Here is a 20,728-nt window from a genome sequence, read left to right as displayed (position 1 = left end):
GATGCGCCTCTATAGACCCTCGAAAGCAGCTTGTCAGCCTTGCCAAGGCCGCATTGTTCATCGCATTTTGCGGCAATGCGCCCAGCCATTCTCGATCCGCTGTTTTCGCCCGTTTCCGCCCTGCCCGGCGTCGGCCCAAAGATCGCCGAATTGCTGGTGAAGCTGCTTGGGCGCGAGACGCCCGAAGATACGCGCGTCGTCGATCTGCTGTTTCATGCGCCGCACTCGCTGATCGACCGTCGAAACCAACCGGGTATCGCCCGCGCCCCGCAAGGTGCAATCGTCACCGTCACGGCGCGGGTCGATCGTCACCAGGCGCCGCCGCGCGGCAAGAGCAACATTCCGTATCGCGTCACGCTGCACGACGAAACCGGCGAACTGACCCTTGTCTTCTTTCGCGGCCAGGCGGCTTGGCTGGAAAAGCAGCTGCCGTTGGACGAGGAGGTAACCGTCAGCGGCAAGATCGACTGGTTCAACGGTCGCGCGTCGATGGTCCATCCCGACTACATTGTGAAGGCCAGCGAAGCTGAGAACCTGCCCCTCGTCGAGCCGATCTATCCGCTCACAGCTGGTCTTTCGCCGAAGACATTGCGCAAGATCATCGAAGCGGCGCTGCCGCGCGCGCCGGAAATGCCGGAATGGATCGACTTCGCTCTTGCGCAGAAGCAGGGTCTGCCCTCGATATCAGACGCTTTCCATGGACTACACGAACCGCGCGATCCCTCGGATATCGATGCACAAGCCCCTGCCCGCCGCCGGCTTGCCTATGACGAGTTTCTCGCGGGCCAACTATCGCTGAGCCTCGTTCGCCAACGATTGCGCAAGGTTGCCGGCCAGCCCGTACACGCCACCGGTCAAGTCAGCAGGCAGATCCTGCAGGCTCTGCCGTTTTCGCCGACGAACAGCCAGAATGCGGCGGTCGCCGACATCCTGAAGGATATGGCCGGCGAGGACCGCATGCTCCGCCTTCTTCAAGGCGACGTTGGCTCCGGTAAGACCCTGGTTGCCCTCATGTCGATGGCAGCCGTGATTGAAAGTGGCGGTCAGGCCGTCCTCATGGCGCCGACGGAAATTCTAGCCCGCCAGCACCATGCGACGATCTCCAAATTTGCCGCTTCCGCAGGCCTCGGAATCGAGGTTCTTACCGGCCGCACCAAGGGCCGCGAACGTGAAGATATTCTCGAGAGGATCGCATCCGGAGAGGCGCAGATCGTCATCGGCACCCACGCCCTCTTCCAGGACAGCGTCAACTACCGCAACCTCATGTTGGCTGTCGTCGACGAGCAGCACCGCTTCGGCGTCCACCAGCGCCTGCGGCTGACTGCGAAGGGCATCACACCTCATATGCTCGTCATGACCGCGACGCCGATACCGCGCACACTGGTGTTGGCTGCCTTCGGCGACATGGACGTCTCCAAGCTGACGGAGAAGCCGGCCGGACGGAAGCCGATCCAGACGATCACAGTGCCGACCGAACGTATCGGCGAGATCGTCGGGCGCCTTAAGAGCGCCTTGGCGGAGGGCAAGAAAGCTTATTGGATATGCCCGCTTGTAGAGGAGTCCGAGGAGAGCGACCTGATGTCGGTCGAGGAGCGTCATGCAACGCTCGTTTCGTCGCTCGGCGGCGCCATCGGCCTGATCCACGGCCGCATGAGCGGCCCGGAGAAGGATGCCGTAATGATGGCGTTCAAGAACAGCGAAATCCGCCTCCTAGTCGCAACAACAGTGGTGGAAGTCGGCGTCGATGTTCCCGATGCGACGATCATGGTGATCGAGCATGCCGAGCGCTTCGGCTTGGCGCAGCTTCACCAGCTTCGCGGACGCGTAGGGCGCGGTGACGAGGCTTCGACCTGCATCCTGCTCTACAAGGGGCCACTGGGCGAAACTGGTCATGCGCGCCTGTCGATCATGCGTGAAACGGAAGACGGTTTTCGCATCGCTGAGGAAGACCTGAAACTGCGCGGCGAAGGCGAATTGCTCGGCACGCGCCAGTCGGGAACCCCAGGCTTTCGCATCGCGAGCCTCGAGGCACATGCCGACCTGCTGGAAATCGCCCGCCGCGATGCGGCCTACCTGATCGAGCGCGACCCCGATCTCACCAGCGAGCGTGGCAAGGCAGTACGCTCCCTGCTCTACCTTTTCCGCCGCGACGAGGCGATCCGCTTCCTGCATGCAGGGTGAGCCGAGCCCGGCCCACAGCGCGCCGAAGCCGTCTTACAGCGTCCGGAACATCACGAGAGCGTCAACGTAGCCTTTTGTCGGGTGCTCGAAGGCGCCGGGCAAGCGGCCGACCGTCTCAAAGCCCAATGTTTCCCAGAGACGAACGGCGCGTTCGTTGGCGCTGACGACGAAGTTGAACTGCATCGCCCGGAAACCACGCTCGCGGGCGCGGACGAGCGAGTGCTCGTGCATCTGTCGCGCCACGCCCTTGCCTGCCGCGGCAGCAGCGGTCATGTAGCCACAATTGCAGACATGTGCACCACCGCCCGCCTGGTTGGCGCGGAGGTAATAAGTACCGAGGATCTCGCCACTTTCGTCTTCGGCGACGAAGGTCTCTTTGTCCGGCCCCAGCCAGTAAGTGAGGGCATCGGTCTGGCTCATGTCGCGATCGAGCGTGTAGGTCTCCCCCGCGCGGATCGTCGGCTCGATGATGGTCCATATGGAGGAACGGTCTTCCGCGGTGGCTGGTCTGATCAGCATTGCGTATGTCATCCTTCAACCGCCATCGCATGGCAACATGGCGGAACCAACAGACGTGATCTCGCGTACGGGCCAAGCAGGAGCGGAAGTTACATTTCGATCGGCGCCGGCAGCGGCTTGCGTGTCCGCTCCTGTTTTTTCATGCGCCCGGCAAGCTCTTCGGGCGTGACGAGACCACCGGAGATCAGGAGCTTCGCCGCGTCCTCCGGTGACATGTCGAGCGGCACAATCTTTTCGCGCGGCGTGAAGATCAGAAATCCGGCCGTCGGCACCGGGGTCGGCGGCAGGAACACGCAGACCATGTCCTGACCCATCGCCTTGAACTTTGTCGCGATCTCGCCTTTGGCATCCGTCGAAATGAAAACGAGCGCCCAGAGGCCGGGGCTGGGATATTCGATGAGGCCGACCTTCTTGAAGGAGTTCGTCTTGTCCTTCAGCACCGTCTCGAAAATCTGCTTCACGCTCTGATAGATGCTCCGCACCAGCGGCACGCGGCGAACAAGCGATTCGCTGAACTGAACGATGCTCTGGCCGATGAGGTTCTTGCCGAGGAATCCGATAAGCGTGATCGCGACGAGTGCTATCAGCAGGCCGGACCCTGGCACCGCAAAGTTAAGGTAGTTATCCGGGTCATAGCGCGCCGGTAGGTAGGGTTTGACCCAGCTATCCGCCCACCGCACGACCGACCACGTCAGCCAAAGCGTAATCGCGACCGGCGCACAAATAATCAGCCCCGCCAGGAAGTCGTTCCTAAGGCGAGTGGCTATAGGCAATCGGGGCAGTTTTTCCTTCATCGCGTACTGATAACTCCGTTGAGCAGGCCGGCTATCAGAAATCAGCTCCCCCGTGCTTTCCTATCAGAAAGCTGCCAGAAACTACCAAGCCATACAAGCCTCCTGGAGGCGAACAAGCGGTCACTCCACCGTGACCGACTTCGCCAGATTGCGCGGCTGATCGACGTCCGTGCCCATGAAAACGGCCGTATGGTAGGCAAGCAGCTGGATCGGCAGGGAGAAGATCATCGGCGCGATGATCTCGTTGACATCGGGAAGCACGATCGTCGCCATAGTCGGCAACTTCGATGCCGCCGCGCCCGCCTCGTCGGTAATGAAGATGATGCGTCCGCCGCGTGCGGCAACTTCCTGCATGTTCGAGACAGTCTTGTCGAAGAAGCGGTCAAACGGCGCAATCACGATAACAGGCATGTTTTCGTCGATCAGCGCAATCGGTCCGTGCTTGAGTTCGCCTGCGGCGTAACCTTCAGCATGGATATAGGAGATTTCCTTGAGCTTAAGCGCCCCTTCCATCGCAAGCGGGAAGCTCGTGCCGCGACCGAGATAGAGGACATCCCGGCACTTCGAAAGTTCGCGCGACAGGCTCTCCATCTGCGGCTGGATGAGGTTCAGCACGCGGCTCATGATGCGCGGCATTTCGGCGAGATGGCGGACCAGCTCCCTTTCCTGCTCTGCGCCGATCGTTCCCCTCGCCTTGCCTGCGCCGAGTGCGAGCGCGGCAAGGACGGCCAACTGGCAGGTGAAGGCTTTGGTGGAGGCAACGCCGATCTCCGGGCCTGCCATGATCGGGAAGACTGCATCCGACTCACGGGCAATGGTCGATTCCTTGACGTTGACCACTGCGCCAATCTTCAGCCCGCTCTCCTTGCAGTAACGAAGCGACGCCAGCGTGTCCGCCGTCTCGCCTGACTGCGAGATGAAAAGCGCAGCCTGCGAAGGCGACAGAGGCATCTCGCGATAACGAAACTCGGAGGCGACGTCGATCTCGACGGGCAGACGGGCGTAACGCTCGAACCAGTATTTGCCTACAAGCCCCGCGAGATATGCGGTTCCGCACGCGGAGATCGCCAGGCCGGTGGTCGCCTTGAAATCGATCGCATTGATGCTGTCGCTGATCGTGTTGCTGGAAAAATCTACGTAGTGGCTGAGGGCATGCGAGATGACCTCGGGCTGCTCATAGATTTCCTTTTCCATGAAGTGGCGGTGATTGCCCTTGTCCACCACATAGGCGGTCGTCTGTGATATCTGACGGGGGCGCTTTACCTCGTTACCTGCGAAGTCGAGGATTGTCGCGCCGTTTCGCGTAAGCACGGCCCAATCGCCATCGACGAGATAGGTGATCTCGTTGGTGAAGGGGGAAAGCGCAATCGCATCCGAGCCGAGGAACATTTCGCCGGAGCCATAACCCACGGCAAGCGGCGGGCCGGACCGTGCCGCCATGAGCGTGCCCGGATCGCTTTGGAGCATGATCGCAAGAGCATATGCGCCTGTTACCCGGTTCAGCATCTTTAGCATCGCGGCGCGCGGCTCGAGGCCGTCACGGAGATACTTCGCAATAAGATGGGCGACGACTTCCGTGTCGGTCTGCGTCCCGAAGACGGCCCCTTCGGCGATCAGCTCTTCACGCAGTTCGGAGAAGTTCTCGATGATGCCGTTATGGACGACCGCGACGCCCTCGACGAAATGCGGGTGAGCGTTGGTCTCGTTGGGAATGCCATGCGTAGCCCAGCGCGTGTGCGCAATGCCGATCGTTCCCGGCAGAGGGTCACCGTCCAGGCGCTTCTCGAGATTGAAGAGTTTACCCTCGGCGCGACGACGAGCCATCTCGCCGTTATGTATCGTCGCAACGCCCGCAGAGTCATAGCCGCGGTACTCGAGCCGCTTCAGCGCATCCACGAGACGCCCCGCAACCGGGCTGCTGCCAACGATTCCAACAATACCGCACATAAACACCCCCAAAGCCTTCTGTTCAGAGGCCACTCGTAACGATTCCGTCTTTTTTCTCAATGGCCTCGGCGGTCACTTTCGGTTTCCACGCGTTACGCGGAAGCCTATGGTTTGGCCTTCTTTGCAGCCTTAATCGCGAATGCGCGTTCGCGGAGCACGGCAGCCCTGCCCGGCTTCAGCTCCTGGTGCGCCCGGCCAAGGGCCAGCGCATCGGCAGGAACATCCGCAGTGATGACACTGCCAGCGGCTATGTAGGCACCGTCGCCAATGCTGACGGGCGCCACAAGCGAGGAGTTTGATCCAATGAAGGTGTTCGCGCCGATCAGCGTCTGATGTTTGTTTACGCCATCATAGTTGCAGGTGATCGTGCCTGCACCGATATTCGCGCCAGCTCCGACCTTCGCGTCGCCGATGTAGGTCAGGTGATTGACCTTGGCGCCCTCACCGATCTTCCCATTCTTGACTTCGCAGAAGTTGCCGACCTTCGAGCCGTTGGCGAGGTCGGCGCCGGGCCGCAAGCGGGCGAAGGGACCAACGATTGCGCCGGCACTGACATGCGCGCCTTCGATATGTGAGAAGGCATGAATGATTGCGCCGCCGTCGATCGTCGCGCCGGGACCGAATACCACATTCGGCTCGATCAGCGCGTCCTGCCCGATGGTTGTATCGTAGGAAAGAAACACAGTCTCCGGCGCGATCATCGTCACGCCTGATATCATCATCTCGTCGCGTCGGCGTTCTTGCCAGAGCCGCTCAATCACGGCGAGCTCCGCGCGATTGTTGCAGCCAGTCATCTCAATTTCAGGAGCATCGACAGCCGTAACGCGGCCCCCAATGGAGTGAGCGATTTCCACCAAGTCGGTCAGATAGTATTCGCCCTTGGCATTGGCGTTGCCGATGCGAGACAGGAGCTCGAGCGCCTTACGGCCGTTGATCGCCATCAGGCCGCTGTTGCACCATTTCACGGCACGCTCGGCATCGGCGGCATCTCGTTCCTCACGGATGGCGATCAGTTCGCCGTCCTTGACGAGCAGCCGGCCGTAGCCGGTCGGCTTGTCGGTGTGGAAACCGATGACTACGACATCGCTGCCCTCGGCAAGGCCCTGACGTGCTGCCTTGAGTGGCCCTTCGGTCTGCAACGGCACATCGCCGTAGGTCACGATGATATCGTCATATCCGCGAGCAATAGCATCGTGCGCTGCCAACACCGCATGACCGGTGCCGAGCCGCTCCTTTTGCAGATAGGTCTCGATTTTGACACCTTCGACCTGGGCCGCCTTCGCCACTTCGTCGGCATCACGCCCAACGACCAGCGCGACCGATGAGATGTCGCTTTTTGCCACGGCATCCAAGACATGGGCGATCATCGGGCGGTTCGCGATTGGATGCAGCACTTTCGATTTCGACGACTTCATTCGCGTGCTGTCACCCGCAGCGAGAATGATGGCGAGGCAAGTGCGTTCCATGATGTGCTCCGAGAATCCGTTATGTGCGGCCTTTGCTGCCTCATAGCAGCAAGACAAAGGCAGGACAAAGATCAAAAATGGATCAGGCGGATTCTCTGCTCATCGCCGCATAGGCCTCGCGGACGTGATCCCGGCCGTCGACAATCACGGCCTCCATCGCTTTTCGAGCGCCATCGATGTCGCCGGCAACGATCGCCTCCACGATGCGCATATGCGTGTCCGCAATATCTGAGAAGCCGTTCTGCGAGGGGGGCGTACTGATACGAAACATCCCAACCAACGCAGCTTCGATCAAGCTCCCTAGTGTTCGCATGAACGGGTTGTGAGAGGCATCGGCTATGGCGAGGTGGAAATGCAGATCGGCCAAGGCGAGGCTTTCGCTGGTATGACCCGGGGCTGCCATCTCCGTCGCTAGCGCGCGCAGATTTTCAATATCCTCCTTGCTCGCCCGCTCCGCTACGAGACCCGCGGCAAATGGCTCGAAGGCCATCCGAATGTCGTAAAGCTGCAACAGGAATTCTTCCGTCACGCCACAGTCGAAATGCCAAGCTATGATCTCGCTGTCGAACATGTTCCAGAAGTTTTTCTTCGTCACGCGTGTTCCGACACGGGCCTTGGCGATGATCATGCCTTTTGCGGCAAGCGTCTTCATCGTTTCCCGAAGGACCGTCCGCGAGACCTTGAAGTGTTGCGCGAGTTCGGCATCGCCCGGCAGAATGCTTCCGACAGGATAGGTTCCGGCAACAATCGCCCTGCCAAGGCCATCCACGACCTGGGCGTGGCTCGTTCGCGATTTGCGCGCTGTTCTTCCGGTCTCAAGCAATCTGTTACGCAACGAATACCTCCCCGTTCAGGCATACCTCTTATTCATACTGGAAAGGAAGAGAATAACCTTCTGCATTAGAATAAATGCAAAAAGCAATAGGCCGATCAAGATCTTCGTCCACCAGCTCGACAGCGTCCCGTCGAAGGTGATGTAGGTCTGAATGAGGCCTTGTATCAGGATACCGATGAAGGTACCCGCTACGAATCCCGCCCCTCCGGTCAACAGCGTCCCCCCAATGACAACTGCTGCGATCGCATCCAGCTCAACGCCGACTGCTGCCAGAGAATAACCGGCTGACGTATAGAGCGAAAAAACGATTCCGGATAGGCCAGCAAGAAAACCGGATAATGCGTAGATCTGTATCGTGGTGCGGCCCACGGCGACGCCCATGAGTTGCGCTGTTTGCGAACCGCCGCCTAGTGCGTAGACATTGGTCCCGAAGCGGGTGCGGTGCGCCAGGAATATGCCGCCGACAAAGACCAGAAGCATGATGCCGCCGATCAGCGTCAAACGCCCCCCACCTGGCAGCTTGTAATAGAGGCTCGTCAACGTGGTGTAATAGTCGTGATTGATCGGAATGCTGTCGATCGACAGAACGAAAGCCATGCCACGCGCAAGAAACATGCCTGCGAGCGTCACGATAAAGGCCGGCATTTCCAGATAGTGAATGATAGCACCCATTACGGCGCCGAACACGGTCGTGATGATCAGGACCAATGCGAACGCGACGAGCGGATGGATGGTCGTGTTCTGGAGGACGACTGCCAGGAACACACCGGTAAACGCAATGACAGAGCCAATCGACAGGTCGATGCCGCCGGAGATAATGACAAAGGTCATGCCGACTGCTGCAATCCCGAGAAAGGCGTTGTCGGTCAAAAGATTGCCGATTACGCGGGTCGACAGAATATTGGGATACTGCAGCGTGCAGATCGCATAAGAGAGAACGAAGATCACGACCGTTGCCAGAAGCGGCAGATATTTCGAGTTCATTGAACCTCCCCTTCCGTGACGCGGCTCGATCGCCGGCTCAGGACCACGGCGGCCGATTGGACCGCAGGCGACTGAATGACGAGGATCACGATGACGATCACCGCCTTGATGATCAGGTTGAACTCAGGCGGGAAGCCCGAGAGAAGAATGCCAGTATTGACCGCCTGAATGATCATTGCACCGATCAGAGAACCCAGAATGCTGAAACGCCCTCCAAGCAACGAGTTGCCTCCGACCACGACCGCCAGGATCGCGTCGAGTTCAAGCCAGAGACCGGCATTGTTCGCATCTGCGCCCTTGATATCGGCTGCGACAATGATCCCGGCAATCGAGGCGCAAAGGCCGCTCAACATATAAACGGCCATCAGCAGCACAGGCGTGCGCACACCCGACAACGTGCTTGCACGTCGATTGATACCGGTTGCTTCAATCAGCATGCCAAGCGCTGTGCGTCTCACGAGGAGGATCACCAGGGCCCCCACGACCAGCCAGATGATAACGGGCATGGGTAGGAAAGCAAATGCGCCGCTGCCGAGTGCGATCAGCCCTTCATCGTTGAAGGTCATGATTACACCCTCGGTGACGAGCTGCGCGATCCCGCGTCCAGCGACCATCAGCACAAGCGTGGCGATGATCGGCTGGATGTTGAGCAACGCGACCAGGAATCCGTTCCATACACCGCAAAGCAGTCCGACGCCGATCGTTACCAGCAGCGTCGAAGCAAGCGAATGGCCGGACACGATGGATGATGCGGCAACCGCGCCGCAGATCGCGATCACGGCACCGACCGAGAGGTCAATCCCCTTCGTAGCGATCACGAGGGTCATGCCGATTGCCAACAAAGCGACCGGCGCGCCGCGGTTCAGTACGTCGATCAGGCTGCCGTAAAGCCGGCCATTCTGAATAACAACATTAAAAAACTGAGGGAACATAATGAAATTCAATAGGAGAATGACCGCAAGCGCGATAATTTGCGGCGCAAGCCGGGTCAACAAGGCATTGAGTGACGACTTCATGCGTCCTCCGTCTCTTTCTGGGCTGCGGCGATTGCGTCGACGATGCGCGCGGTGCTGACATTGTCACCTGTCAGCTCAGCGACATGTTCGCGGTCACGAAGCACCAAAATACGTGAGCTATAGGCGATAAGCTCTTCCAATTCCGAAGAAATCACGATCAGCGACATGCCATTCGCGCACAGTTCTTCGATCAAGCGGATGATCTCGGCATGCGCTCCGACGTCGATGCCGCGGGTCGGCTCGTCGAGAATGAGAAAGTCGGGATTGGTGGCCAACCAGCGTGCAAGGATCGCTTTCTGCTGATTGCCGCCTGACAGCAGACGGATGGGCTTTTCCCTGTCCGTCGTACGGATGTCGAGTGCGCTGATGTAGCGGTCGGCCAAGGCGTTCTGATCGGCGCGAGAAATCGGTCGGGCCCAGCCTCTACGCGCCTGCAGCGCCAACGCAATGTTCTCGCGAATGGACAGGTCGCCGATGATCCCGTCCGTCTTACGATCCTCCGGACAAAAGCCGAAGCCGTTGCGGATCGCAGCACGCGGGTTCGACAGACTAACCTGCCTACCGTCGACCTTAGCGGTTCCGCTGTCGGCATGCTCGATCCCGAACAGCAATTCGGCGGTCTCCGTGCGTCCCGACCCGAGCAAGCCGGCAACGCCCACCACCTCGCCGACACGGACCTCGAGATCGAACGGCTTCACCTTGCCGCGCTTGCCATAACCCTCGAAGCTGTATTTCACGGGACCGGCAGCAACGGAGTGCGCCCGGGCGGTGGCCTCGGCCTTTGCCAGTTCACGGCCGAGCATCATTGAAATCAGGCTCTGGCGAGACAGCTCGGATGTCTCACGGGTGCCGACGAGCTTGCCGTTTCGAAGGACCGTGATGCGGTCACTGACCTCGTAAACCTGTTCGAGAAAATGTGTAATGAAGACAATTCCAAGGCCGCGGTCTTTCAAGTCACGCATGATGCGAAAGAGCATCGCGACTTCTTGCGTGTCGAGGCTTGCGGTTGGCTCGTCGAGGATGAGAACTTTGCCGGATAAATCGACAGCCCGCGCGATCGCCACGACCTGCTGCACGGCGACCGAAAACCGATCGAGTTGCGCGGTCACATCGATGTCCATCCCATACTGATCAAGCAGCAACCGTGCCTGTCGGTTCATCGCACGCACATCGATCATGCCGAAACGCTTCGGCTGGCGGCCAAGATAGAGGTTCTCAGCGACGCTCAGATTGGAGAGGAGATTGACCTCCTGATACACAGTCCCGATGCCCAGTTTCTGAGCCGCGAGCGTATCGGACGGACTGATTTCAGCGCCGTCGAGAACGAGCCGGCCTTGGTCGCGGTGGTAGGCACCGGTGATGCATTTGATCAGCGTCGACTTTCCTGCGCCGTTTTCGCCGAGAAGCGCATGCACCTCGCCCTTACGCAGCGAGAAGTCGACCTTATCGAGCGCAATGGCACCCGGGAAGAATTTCGAAATACCGGAAGCGGCTAGAACGGTCTCAAAATCGTGAATCATGAGTGCGGCTTTTCCTGATACAGGCCTTGCGGTGCCGCGGCATTGAAGGACATGAGGTCCTGATTGGCAGGCGGCAGTTCCGCACCGGTCCATGATGGACCGGTGCGGTTCGAGCGTCAAAAATCAGTAGCCGAGGTTCTTCTTCGACTCGTAGACCTTCGTCGGGTCGTCAGCCGGCGTGTAGAGCTTGGATTCCGTCTGGATCCACTTCGCCGGAGCCTTCTTGTCCTTCAGGTATGCGTCGAGGACGTCGAATGCGGGACCAGCCATGTTCGGCGTGAGTTCCACGGTCGCATTTGCTTCGCCGGCTGCCATGGCCTTGAAGATATCTGGCACGGCGTCGATCGAGACGACCAGAATGTCCTTGCCCGGCTTCAGACCGGCTTCCTTGATCGCCTGGATGCCGCCCACGGCCATGTCGTCGTTGTGAGCGTAGAGGGCGCAGATATCCTTGCCGCCGTTTTCGGCCTTCAGGAAGCTTTCCATGACTTCCTTGCCCTTGGTGCGGGTGAAGTCACCGGTCTGGCTGCGAGCGATCTTGAAGTTTGCCTTGCCGGCGATGGCTTCTTCGAAGCCCTTCTTACGAGCGATGGCGGGGGAAGAGCCGGTCGTTCCCTGGAGTTCGACGATCTTGCAAGCCTTGTCGCCGACGGTCTTTACCAGCCAGTCGCCGGCAACCTTGCCCTCATGAACCTGATCCGAAGTGACAGCGGTCAGGTAGAGGTCTTCAGGCGCCTTGATCGTCCGGTCGAGCAGTATTACGGGGATTTCAGCTTCCTTTGCTTCCTTCAGAACAGCGTCCCAGCCGGTCTCGACGACGGGCGCCAGGAAGATAGCGTTGACGCCCTGGGCGATGAAGGAGCGGATCGCCTTGATCTGGTTTTCCTGCTTCTGCTGAGCGTCAGCAAATTTCAGGTCAACGCCACGCTTCTTGGCTTCTTCCTTCGTGACGGTGGTTTCAGCAGCGCGCCAACCCGATTCAGAACCGATCTGCGAAAAGCCGACGACCAGTTCCGCAGCCGATGCAGAACCGAACATGCAGGCAGCCAGAATCGTAGCACTCAAGAGTGCAGTCTTCAATTTCATTATATCCTCCCAAAGCCGCCTCCACGCGGCACACCGAGAAAAAATCATATAGTATTACTTTTGTAAATGCACTTTCTGGTATGCGGTGCAAATAAAAAAAGGCGCTCAAAACGAGCGCCTTTTCGCACGTGCTAATTGCCTGACGAAATCACTTCGGCAGCTTGTCGTCGACGCCTTCGACGTAGAAGTTCATGCCGAGCAGCGTGCCGTCGTCAGCCTTTTCGCCAGCCTTCAGCCACGGGGTGCCGTCCTGCTTGTTGATCGGGCCGGTGAAGGGGTGAAGCTCGCCCGACTTGATCTTGGCTTCGGTATCCTGAGCCATCTTCTTCACGTCGTCAGGCATGTTGGTGTAGTCGGCCATCTTGAGGATGCCGTCTTTCAGGCCGTCCCAGCTCTGCTCGGACTTCCAGGTGCCGTCGAGCAGCGCGTGAACGCGCTTGGAGTAGTAGTTACCCCAGGTGTCGACGATCGCCGTCAGCTGAGCCTTCGGGCCGGCTGCGATCATGTCGGAGGCTTGGCCGAACGCATGAATGCCGCGTTCCTCGGCAACCTGCATCGGAGCGGTGGTATCCGTGTGCTGCGTCAGCACGTCGACGCCCTGGTCGACCATGGCCTTTGCTGCATCGGCTTCCTTGCCCGGGTCGAACCAGGTGTTCACCCAGATGACCTTCAGCTTGAAGTCCGGATCGATGGAGCGGGCACCCTGTTCGAAGGCGTTGATGCCCATGACCACTTCCGGGATCGGGAATGAGGCGATGTAAGCAGCACCGTGGTTCTTCGACGTCTTGGCTGCGATCTGGCCGAGGATGTAGCGCCCTTCGTAGAAGCGCGAGTTATAGGTCGCGAGGTTCGGGCCGGACTTGTAGCCGGTGCCGTGTTCGAACTTCACGTTCGGGAACTTGGCGGCGACCTTCACGGTGGCATCCATGAAGCCGAAGGACGTCGTGAAGATCAGCTTGCAGCCCGAACGCGCCAGACGCTCGATCGCACGCTCGGCGTCGGGGCCTTCCGGTACGTTTTCGAGGTAGGGCGTGTCGATCTTATCGCCGAATTCCTTCTGGATCTGCTGGCGACCGAGATCGTGAGCCTGGGAATAACCACCGTCCGTGTGTGACCCAACGTAGACGAAGCAGACCTTGGTCTTGTCAGCGGCCTGCGCGGACGAACCGACGCTCAGGACCGCGGCAGCTGATGCGGCAAATGCAAATGCGAGTTTTTTCATGATAACCCCTGTTAGTTTGTAATTTCCGGAAGCGCGTCTCATTCTTCTGTTTAGCGCTCCGGCACGAACGGTTTTCCCAGCGACGCAGGCGTGTTGATCAACGTCGTACGGCGATTATGAGAAATGATGACAAGGACCACAATAGTGGCAGCATAAGGGAGCATCGACAGAAATTGGGCCGGAATTCCAACGCCAAAAGCCTGTGCATGAAGCTGCAGGATCGTGACCGCGCCGAAGAGGTAGCCACCCGCAAAAACCCGCCATGGACGCCAGGATGCGAAGACGACGAGGGCGAGTGTGATCCAGCCACGGCCGGAAGACATGTTCTCCACCCATTGCGGCGTATAAACGAGGGAAAGCTGCGCTCCGGCGAGCCCCGCGCAGGCACCACCGAACATCACGGCGAGGTAGCGCGTGCGGATGACCCTGATGCCGAGAGCGTGCGCTGAACCGTGACTGTCGCCGATCGCGCGCAGCTTCAGGCCGGTGCGGCTGCGGAACAGGAACCAGCTCACGCCGAAGAGCAAAGCCAGCGACAGGTAGAATGTCAGATCCTGCCTGAACAGGACGGATCCGATGAGCGGAATGTCGGAGAGGTAGGGAATGACGATCGGCGCGAGGCGAACGCCCGGTACGCCAACATAGCCCTCACCCAGCATTCCCGACACCCCAAGGCCGAGGATCGTCAACGCCAGGCCAGTCGCCACCTGGTTTGCGACCAGCGTGAGGGTAAGGAAACCGAACAGCAGTGAAAACAGTGCGCCGGCGACAATGCCGCCCAGCAGCCCGATATAGGGAGACCCCGAAATCTGAGCGCTGGCGAAGGCAGCGACGGCCCCCATGATCATCATGCCCTCGACGCCGAGGTTTAGAACACCGGATCGTTCGGCGACGAGTTCGCCCAAGGCTGCAATAACGAGAGGTGTGGACGCTGTGATGACGGTCAGCAGAATAGCTTCGAAGATGCTCACGCGACGCCTCCCCGGACCCGCAACCAGACGATACGGATCTTGTAGTAGATGAGCGTGTCGCAGGAGAGCACGAAGAAGAGCAGCAAGCCCTGGAAGACGCGGGTGACCTTGTCGGATACGCCGAGCGAAAGCTGCGCCGCCTCGCCGCCGAGGTAAGTCAGCGCGAGCACAAGGCCGGATGCGATGATGCCGAGTGGGTTCAGGCGTCCGAGAAACGCGACAATGATCGCCGTGAAGCCGTAGCCTGGAGAAATCGCAGGCTGCAGGTGTCCGATCGATCCCGATACTTCGGAGATGCCGGCAAGTCCTGCAAGTGCCCCCGAGAACAGAAAGCTGAACCAGATCATCTTCTTGGACGAAAAGCCGGCGAAGCGCCCTGCCCGCTCGGACTGGCCGAGCACCACGATCTCGAATCCTCTCAGCGTGTATTTCAGCATGAACCAGACGAGAAGCGCTGCAACAATCGCGAACACGAATGCCCAATGGGCGCGGCCGGACTCTTCCCAGATCGCCGGCAGTGTGGCTTCGGGTGGAAACGGCACGCTTTCGGGAAAGTTGAAGCCTTGCGGATTGCGCCAGGCGCCGCGGATCAGCCAATCCAGAAACAGCTGCGCAATATAGACAAGCATTAGGCTCGTCAGGATTTCGTTGGTATTGAAATGCGCCTTCAGCAGCGCTGGAATGGCCGCAAACAACGCACCGCCGATCGCACCCATGACAAGCATCAAGGGCAGCACGAGAGGCGAATGCCATTCTGTAAATACGATCGGCAGGATCGAGCCAGTAATCGCGCCGATCGTAAATTGACCCTCGGCGCCGATATTCCAGTTATTGGAACGATAGCAGACCGCCAACCCGACGCCGATCATGATCAGGGGCGCTGCCTTAACGGCAAGCTCATGCAGCGACCAGACTTCCAGCAAGGGTTCGAGGAAGAAGGCATCCAGCGCTTCGACGGGGTTCTTGCCCAAAATGGCGAACATGATCCCGCCGGCAATCAGCGTCAGCACCAATGCCAGTAACGGTGAGACGAAACCATAGAGCTTCGACGCTTGCGGCCGCTTCTCGAGCTCAATGCGCATTGGCCGTCTCCGACGCGGTCTTGCCTTCGTGCAGGCCGCCCATCAGAAGGCCAATCTTCTCTCGAGACAGTTCTCCCGCCGGGAAGGGTTGCGAAAGTCGCCCCTCAGAAATCACGGCAATCTCCGTTGCGACTTCAAATATTTCGTCAAGATCCTGGCTGATGACGACGACTGCCGAGCCGTTGCGCGCCAGATCGACGAGGGCCTGACGAATGCGACTCGCGGCTCCCGCGTCGACGCCCCACGTCGGCTGATTAACAACGAGAACCGCCGGTTGTCGGTCGAGTTCACGCCCAACGATGAACTTTTGCAGGTTTCCGCCAGAAAGCGATCCTGCCGCAGGGTCCTCTCCGCTCTTGCGCACGTCCATCGCGTCGGCAATCCGCTTTGTCGCGGTCTTGACGGCACCGCGACGGATCACCTTGAGAAAAGAACCACCGAGGAAGCCCCTGCGGTCGGATTGGCTTCGCGCCAGCACAAGGTTGTCGGAAAGCTTCATGGCTGAGACGGCCGCATGGCCATGGCGTTCTTCCGGCACGAACCCGGCGCCAAGCAGACGCCGTGCCGTGATACCCTGGGTGCCCACCGCCTTCTTGCGGATGGTGATCGCATCCGGCGAGCTCACGGGATACTCTCCAGAGAGCGCATCGAAAAGTTCGCCCTGGCCGTTGCCGGCGACACCCGCAATCGCCAGGATCTCGCCCGACCGAACCGTCAGGGATACGTCCTTGAGGGGCATGGCAAAGGGCGTGCGGGCGGAGACGGAAAGATTGCTGACGGAAAGCTGCACGTCGCCCTTGTTGCCACGATCGGGATGAGTGACGGTTGCGACGTCGCTGCCAACCATCATGCGGGCAAGCGAGGCAGGCGTTTCCTGGCGTGGATCACAGGCGCCGGTGACGCTTCCGTTGCGCAACACGGTCGCCCGGTCGCAGATGCGCTGAACCTCCTCGAGCCGATGACTGATGTAGAGGACCGATTTGCCCTCCGCCTTCAGCTTGAAGAGTGTTTCGAAAAGCTTGTCGGCCTCCTGCGGCGTCAGCACCGAAGTCGGCTCATCGAGGATAATGAGTTTGGGGTTTTGCAGCAGCGCACGCACGATCTCGATGCGCTGGCGTTCGCCGACGGAAAGATCGGCGACGTGGGCATGAGGGTCGAGCGGCAATCCATAGGCGCGCGAGAGCGCCCTTGCTTCTTCCGCAATCCTGCCGATCGGAATGCTGTCATCAAGGGAAAGCGCGATGTTTTCAGCAACCGTCAACGCCTCGAAGAGCGAGAAGTGTTGAAAGACCATGCCGATGCCGAGCTTGCGGGCATCACCCGGCGAACCGATCGAAACCGGCTGGCCCTCCCACAGGATATGGCCCTCGGTCGGTTCGAGTACGCCGAACAGCATCTTGACGAGCGTCGATTTGCCGGCGCCGTTTTCACCAAGGAGAGCATGGATTTCGCCGTGGGCGATATCGAGGTCGATGTGGTTGCAGGCAGCAAAGCTGCCGAAGAGTTTCGTCAGTTGCTGGACAGACAATAACGCGCCGGAACCCGGCACATCAGATAACGACACGTTCCCCTCATTTCTCTCTGCCGACCCTGCCCATTCGGGTCATTATGGGATCAGCAGCGTAGTTCCGGTAGTTCTTCTGGACTCCAGATCCATGTGAGCCCGTCCGACTTCACGCAATGGATAGGTTTGGTTGATATTGATACGCACTTTGTTGCTCAAAACAACATCAAATAACGCGTTTGCACAATTGGTTAGCTCTTCGCGTGTTGCGATGTAGGCGAAAAGCGTGGGCCGTGTTGCAAAGAGCGATCCCTTCTGCGCGAGCATGGCAAGGGTGAAGTTCTCGATCGGTCCTGAGGATTGGCCGAACGAGACGAACATGCCGAACCGTCGCAGGCAGTCGAGCGATTGCGGAAACGTGTCGCGGCCAATCGAGTCGTAGGCGATGTGGACCCCTGCCCCACCGGTGATCTCGCGCACGCGCTCTACAAAATTCTCGGTGTTATAGTTGATAACGTAGTCGTAGCCATGCTCGAGTGCCAAACGCACCTTGCTATCTGACCCCGCGGTGCCGATCACCGTTGCCCCGAGCGCCTTGGCCCATTGGCCTGCGATGAGGCCGACGCCACCGGCGGCGGCGTGAAACAGGATCGTCGTATCCGGGCCAACCTTGTATGTCCGGTTGAGCAGGTATTCCGCAGTCATTCCCTTCAACATCATCGAGGCTGCAGTTTCCAGGGGAATTCCATCCGGCACCTTGACGAGGTGCTTGGTCTCGACGTTCCGCTCGACGCTGTATGCGCCATCCGCACCGGCATAGGCGACCCGATCGCCAATTTTGAAATCCTCTACATCAGGCCCGACAGCGATGACAGTGCCAGCCGCTTCCTTGCCCGTCACGAAAGGCGTATGCGGCGCCTTGTAGAGACCTGTCCGGAAGTAGACGTCTATGAAGTTAAGGCCGATGGCTGCATGCTTGATCTGCACTTCGCCTGCGCCGGGCGGCGGCAGGTCGATATCGACATATTCAAGAACCTCGGGTCCACCGGTCCTGCTGAATGAGACCGCCTGCGTCTTTGCCATCGTCTTCTCCTAGGCTCTACGTCCAAGCGCCGGGAAGAACTGCAGCACGGCGCCGACGCAGTAGAGGTAGATACCGCTAAGGATAAAGAGGACAAGCGCCCACTGCGGGATCACGAAATGCGTCAGAAGCGCATACATTCCGAGCGCCGACCATAGGAAGAAAACACCGAGGTTGAGCGGACGCAGGCGCTGGACGCGGACAGGATGGAGAAAATTGATCGGCAGGAAGGTCAGGATGACGGAAACGATGACGACGACAAGTGCTGTGATCGCGCTGGCATCGATGACGAAAAGCGTAAAGACGATCATGTTCCAGACTACTGGGAAGCCGGAGAAGAAGTACTCGTCCGTCTTCATTCCGGTATCCGCGTAGTAGATTGCACTCGATACGACGATCATGCCTGCCGCCACGAAGGACCATGGTTCGCCGATCATGCCACTCTGGTAGAGGGCAAAGGCCGGCAATAGAACGTAGGTGACATAGTCAATGATATTGTCGAGCGTATCGCCCGACCAGTTTGGCAGCACCTCCTTGACGCTCACCTTGCGGGCAATCGGTCCGTCGATACCGTCAACTAGAAGCGCAAGGCCGAGCCACCAGAACATGTCGATGAACCGGTGCTCGGCAGCAGCGACCACGCCGAGGAACGCGAGAAAAGATCCGGATGCCGTCAGAATATGGACGGAAAATGCGCGCATCTCCGCGTAAGGTACGCGCTTGTAATTGAAAATCTTCATGTTTCCCCGAGCAGCCTATGGCGTCCGCGCATGGCAGACGCGGTTTTTGGCTTAATATGCATCCTTTGCTTCGCTTCGCCAGCGCAAAAGCGACGAAGCGACGCAAGGGGCAGGAATCCTGACGATGACACGCATATTTCGTGCAAGTCGCATGAGAAAGAATGGATTACCTTTAATCCCGACACTATTTGTAATATCTCGCTGGCATCGATAACATTGTGCGATGAATACGGGATCCGATACCGAAATGAACGCCCCTGCAAAAACCGAAGACTTCGCCTCCCCGATTCCGGCCGGAGTCTATGCCGAAACCGTGCTTAGCGTGACGCATTATACGGACCGCTTGTTCCGGTTCACGATGACGCGCCCGCAGGGTTTCCGTTTCCGGTCCGGCGAATTCGCGATGATCGGGCTGATGGTCGAAGGCAAGCCGATTTTCCGCGCCTATTCGATCGCAAGCCCCGCTTGGGCGGAGGAGCTGGAGTTTTTCTCGATCAAGGTCCCGGATGGTCCGCTGACCTCGCATCTGCAGGCGATCAAGCCAGGCGACCAGGTTCTGATGCGCAAGAAGCCGACGGGCACGCTGGTGCTTGACGCGCTGACGCCCGGCCGTCGTCTCTATATGTTTTCGACCGGCACCGGTATCGCCCCCTTCGCGAGCCTGATCCGCGATCCAGAAACCTACGAGAAGTACGAGGAAGTCATCCTCACGCACACGACCCGCGACGTAGCGGAACTGAAGTACGGCTTCGATCTCGTCGAGGAAATCAAGAACGACGAACTTCTGCAGGAGATAGTCGGCGACAAGCTGCGCCACTACGCGACGGTCACCCGCGAAGACTTCGCCTATCGCGGCCGCATCACGGATTTGATCTCGGCGGGCAAGCTTTTCACCGATCTCGGCGTTCCGCCGCTCGATCCATCAATCGATCGCGGTATGATCTGCGGGTCCTCGGCGATGCTGAAAGATACCAAGGAACTGCTGGAAAAGGCTGGCCTCAACGAGGGCGCAAACAGCAAGCCGGCGGAGTTCGTTATCGAGCGGGCATTCGTCGGCTAAATCAGCCAAGATAGAAGCGTTCACGGCCCCGAAATGGGGCCGTTTTCAATTGTGGCCACTGAGATACTCGATGAGGGCGCCCATCGTCCGGTTGGCGTCCTGGGATCTGCCCTGCTGAATGGCCCGTATGACCTCGACGTGCAGAGAGATGGATTGATCCATCCTGTCGGGACTGCTGGATGCAGACCAGAGCCGACGGGAATGGGTCTGAACCGGTCCGAGCGCCGATGTTATGAAACTGTTCGGGCAGGCTTCTTCCAGGATTTCGTCAAAGGTCTTGTCCGCGGCGAAGAATGCTGCCAAGTCGCCGGTCGTGGCGGACATTTCCATCGTCTGGGCACATTCACCCAGTTCCCTGCGCTGCTCTGATGTCGCAAAGTCGGCTGCCAGGGCGGCAGCGATCGGCTCGAGCTCGCGGCGAACCTGCATGACGTTCTCATGGTCCGTCGGCTTGATTTCGGCCACCTGCAGCCCGACACGCGGCTTCACCACGATGAGCCCTTGCCACGCCAGCTTCTGGATCGCTTCGCGCACCGGCGTGCGTCCGTGACCGGCAAGGTCGATCAGATGCTTCTCGGTAACCAAGGCGCCCGGCTGCAACGTCAGCGTCACGATCGCATGTTCCAGGGTGAGATAGGCACGGTGGCTGAGTGAGTTCTGCATCCGCGTATTCGGCTCCAGAAAGTGTATGCGTGTTGCGAAGCGACTGTAACGTTAATG

Annotated in this window: 18 protein-coding genes; 2 read left to right on the top strand and 16 right to left on the bottom strand. The window is 59.2% G+C overall.

Going from position 1 to position 20,728, the window contains the following annotated elements:
* Positions 1-75: 75 nt before the first annotated feature.
* Positions 76-2,181 carry an ATP-dependent DNA helicase RecG gene (recG, locus tag IB248_RS26555; RefSeq protein WP_113470411.1) on the top strand — a complete coding sequence of 702 codons (2,106 nt, stop codon included), beginning with the start codon at positions 76-78 and terminating at the stop codon, positions 2,179-2,181.
* Between the two features lie 33 nt (positions 2,182-2,214).
* Here the strand turns inward: recG and IB248_RS26550 are convergent, their stop codons facing one another.
* The 15 genes from IB248_RS26550 to pcsA all read right to left on the bottom strand — a co-directional run bounded on the left by IB248_RS26550 (position 2,215) and on the right by pcsA (position 18,948).
* Positions 2,215-2,700 carry a GNAT family N-acetyltransferase gene (locus IB248_RS26550; protein ID WP_018855026.1) on the bottom strand — a complete coding sequence of 162 codons (486 nt, stop codon included), beginning with the start codon at positions 2,698-2,700 and terminating at the stop codon, positions 2,215-2,217.
* 89 nt (positions 2,701-2,789) lie between these two features.
* Entirely contained in the window at positions 2,790-3,494 is a 705-nt protein-coding gene (locus IB248_RS26545) for a DUF502 domain-containing protein (RefSeq protein WP_018855025.1), read from the bottom strand.
* A gap of 120 nt (positions 3,495-3,614) precedes the next feature.
* Positions 3,615-5,441 carry a glutamine--fructose-6-phosphate transaminase (isomerizing) gene (glmS, locus tag IB248_RS26540; RefSeq protein WP_169683838.1) on the bottom strand — a complete coding sequence of 609 codons (1,827 nt, stop codon included), beginning with the start codon at positions 5,439-5,441 and terminating at the stop codon, positions 3,615-3,617.
* Positions 5,442-5,545: 104 nt separating this feature from the next.
* The gene (glmU, locus tag IB248_RS26535; protein WP_018855023.1) at positions 5,546-6,907 is read right to left on the bottom strand and encodes a bifunctional UDP-N-acetylglucosamine diphosphorylase/glucosamine-1-phosphate N-acetyltransferase GlmU; all 1,362 of its coding nucleotides are present in this window, start codon (positions 6,905-6,907) and stop codon (positions 5,546-5,548) included.
* 82 nt (positions 6,908-6,989) lie between these two features.
* The gene (locus tag IB248_RS26530) at positions 6,990-7,742 is read right to left on the bottom strand and encodes a FadR/GntR family transcriptional regulator (protein WP_025660978.1); all 753 of its coding nucleotides are present in this window, start codon (positions 7,740-7,742) and stop codon (positions 6,990-6,992) included.
* Between the two features lie 15 nt (positions 7,743-7,757).
* On the bottom strand, positions 7,758-8,726 hold the full coding sequence (gene yjfF / locus IB248_RS26525; protein WP_018855021.1) for a galactofuranose ABC transporter, permease protein YjfF: 969 nt from the start codon (positions 8,724-8,726) through the stop codon (positions 7,758-7,760).
* Entirely contained in the window at positions 8,723-9,742 is a 1,020-nt protein-coding gene (locus IB248_RS26520; RefSeq protein ID WP_192241905.1) for an ABC transporter permease, read from the bottom strand. The genes yjfF and IB248_RS26520 overlap by 4 nt, the downstream gene beginning before the upstream one ends.
* On the bottom strand, positions 9,739-11,262 hold the full coding sequence (gene ytfR / locus IB248_RS26515; RefSeq protein WP_169683837.1) for a galactofuranose ABC transporter, ATP-binding protein YtfR: 1,524 nt from the start codon (positions 11,260-11,262) through the stop codon (positions 9,739-9,741). Before ytfR ends, IB248_RS26520 begins: the two co-directional genes overlap by 4 nt.
* Before the next feature lie 123 nt (positions 11,263-11,385).
* Entirely contained in the window at positions 11,386-12,348 is a 963-nt protein-coding gene (gene ytfQ, locus IB248_RS26510; protein ID WP_018855018.1) for a galactofuranose ABC transporter, galactofuranose-binding protein YtfQ, read from the bottom strand.
* Positions 12,349-12,496: 148 nt separating this feature from the next.
* Entirely contained in the window at positions 12,497-13,570 is a 1,074-nt protein-coding gene (locus IB248_RS26505) for a BMP family ABC transporter substrate-binding protein (protein WP_018855017.1), read from the bottom strand.
* Positions 13,571-13,620: 50 nt separating this feature from the next.
* Entirely contained in the window at positions 13,621-14,541 is a 921-nt protein-coding gene (locus IB248_RS26500; protein ID WP_018855016.1) for an ABC transporter permease, read from the bottom strand.
* Positions 14,538-15,623 carry an ABC transporter permease gene (locus tag IB248_RS26495; protein WP_025660975.1) on the bottom strand — a complete coding sequence of 362 codons (1,086 nt, stop codon included), beginning with the start codon at positions 15,621-15,623 and terminating at the stop codon, positions 14,538-14,540. Before IB248_RS26495 ends, IB248_RS26500 begins: the two co-directional genes overlap by 4 nt.
* Positions 15,613-17,187: an ABC transporter ATP-binding protein gene (locus IB248_RS26490; RefSeq protein WP_026371498.1), complete on the bottom strand. Its 1,575-nt coding sequence runs from the start codon at positions 17,185-17,187 to the stop codon at positions 15,613-15,615. The genes IB248_RS26495 and IB248_RS26490 overlap by 11 nt, the downstream gene beginning before the upstream one ends.
* A gap of 42 nt (positions 17,188-17,229) precedes the next feature.
* Complete coding sequence (locus IB248_RS26485) at positions 17,230-18,210, bottom strand: quinone oxidoreductase (RefSeq protein ID WP_192241904.1); 981 nt, start codon at positions 18,208-18,210, stop codon at positions 17,230-17,232.
* A gap of 9 nt (positions 18,211-18,219) precedes the next feature.
* Positions 18,220-18,948, bottom strand: coding sequence for a phosphatidylcholine synthase (gene pcsA, locus IB248_RS26480; protein WP_018855012.1), 729 nt, complete (start codon positions 18,946-18,948; stop codon positions 18,220-18,222).
* 247 nt (positions 18,949-19,195) lie between these two features.
* Between pcsA and IB248_RS26475 the strand changes: the two genes are divergently transcribed.
* A complete protein-coding gene (locus tag IB248_RS26475) occupies positions 19,196-20,008 on the top strand; it encodes a ferredoxin--NADP reductase (protein ID WP_025660972.1) in 813 nt (270 codons plus the stop codon).
* A 45-nt stretch (positions 20,009-20,053) separates the two neighbouring features.
* Here IB248_RS26475 and IB248_RS26470 read toward each other — a convergent pair whose 3' ends face one another.
* Entirely contained in the window at positions 20,054-20,671 is a 618-nt protein-coding gene (locus IB248_RS26470; protein ID WP_169683835.1) for a GntR family transcriptional regulator, read from the bottom strand.
* Positions 20,672-20,728: the final 57 nt, after the last annotated feature.

The sequence above is a fragment of the Rhizobium sp. RHZ01 genome (assembly GCF_014851595.1).
GTDB lineage: Bacteria > Pseudomonadota > Alphaproteobacteria > Rhizobiales > Rhizobiaceae > Rhizobium > Rhizobium altiplani.
This window is presented reverse-complemented; position numbering and strand designations above follow the sequence as displayed.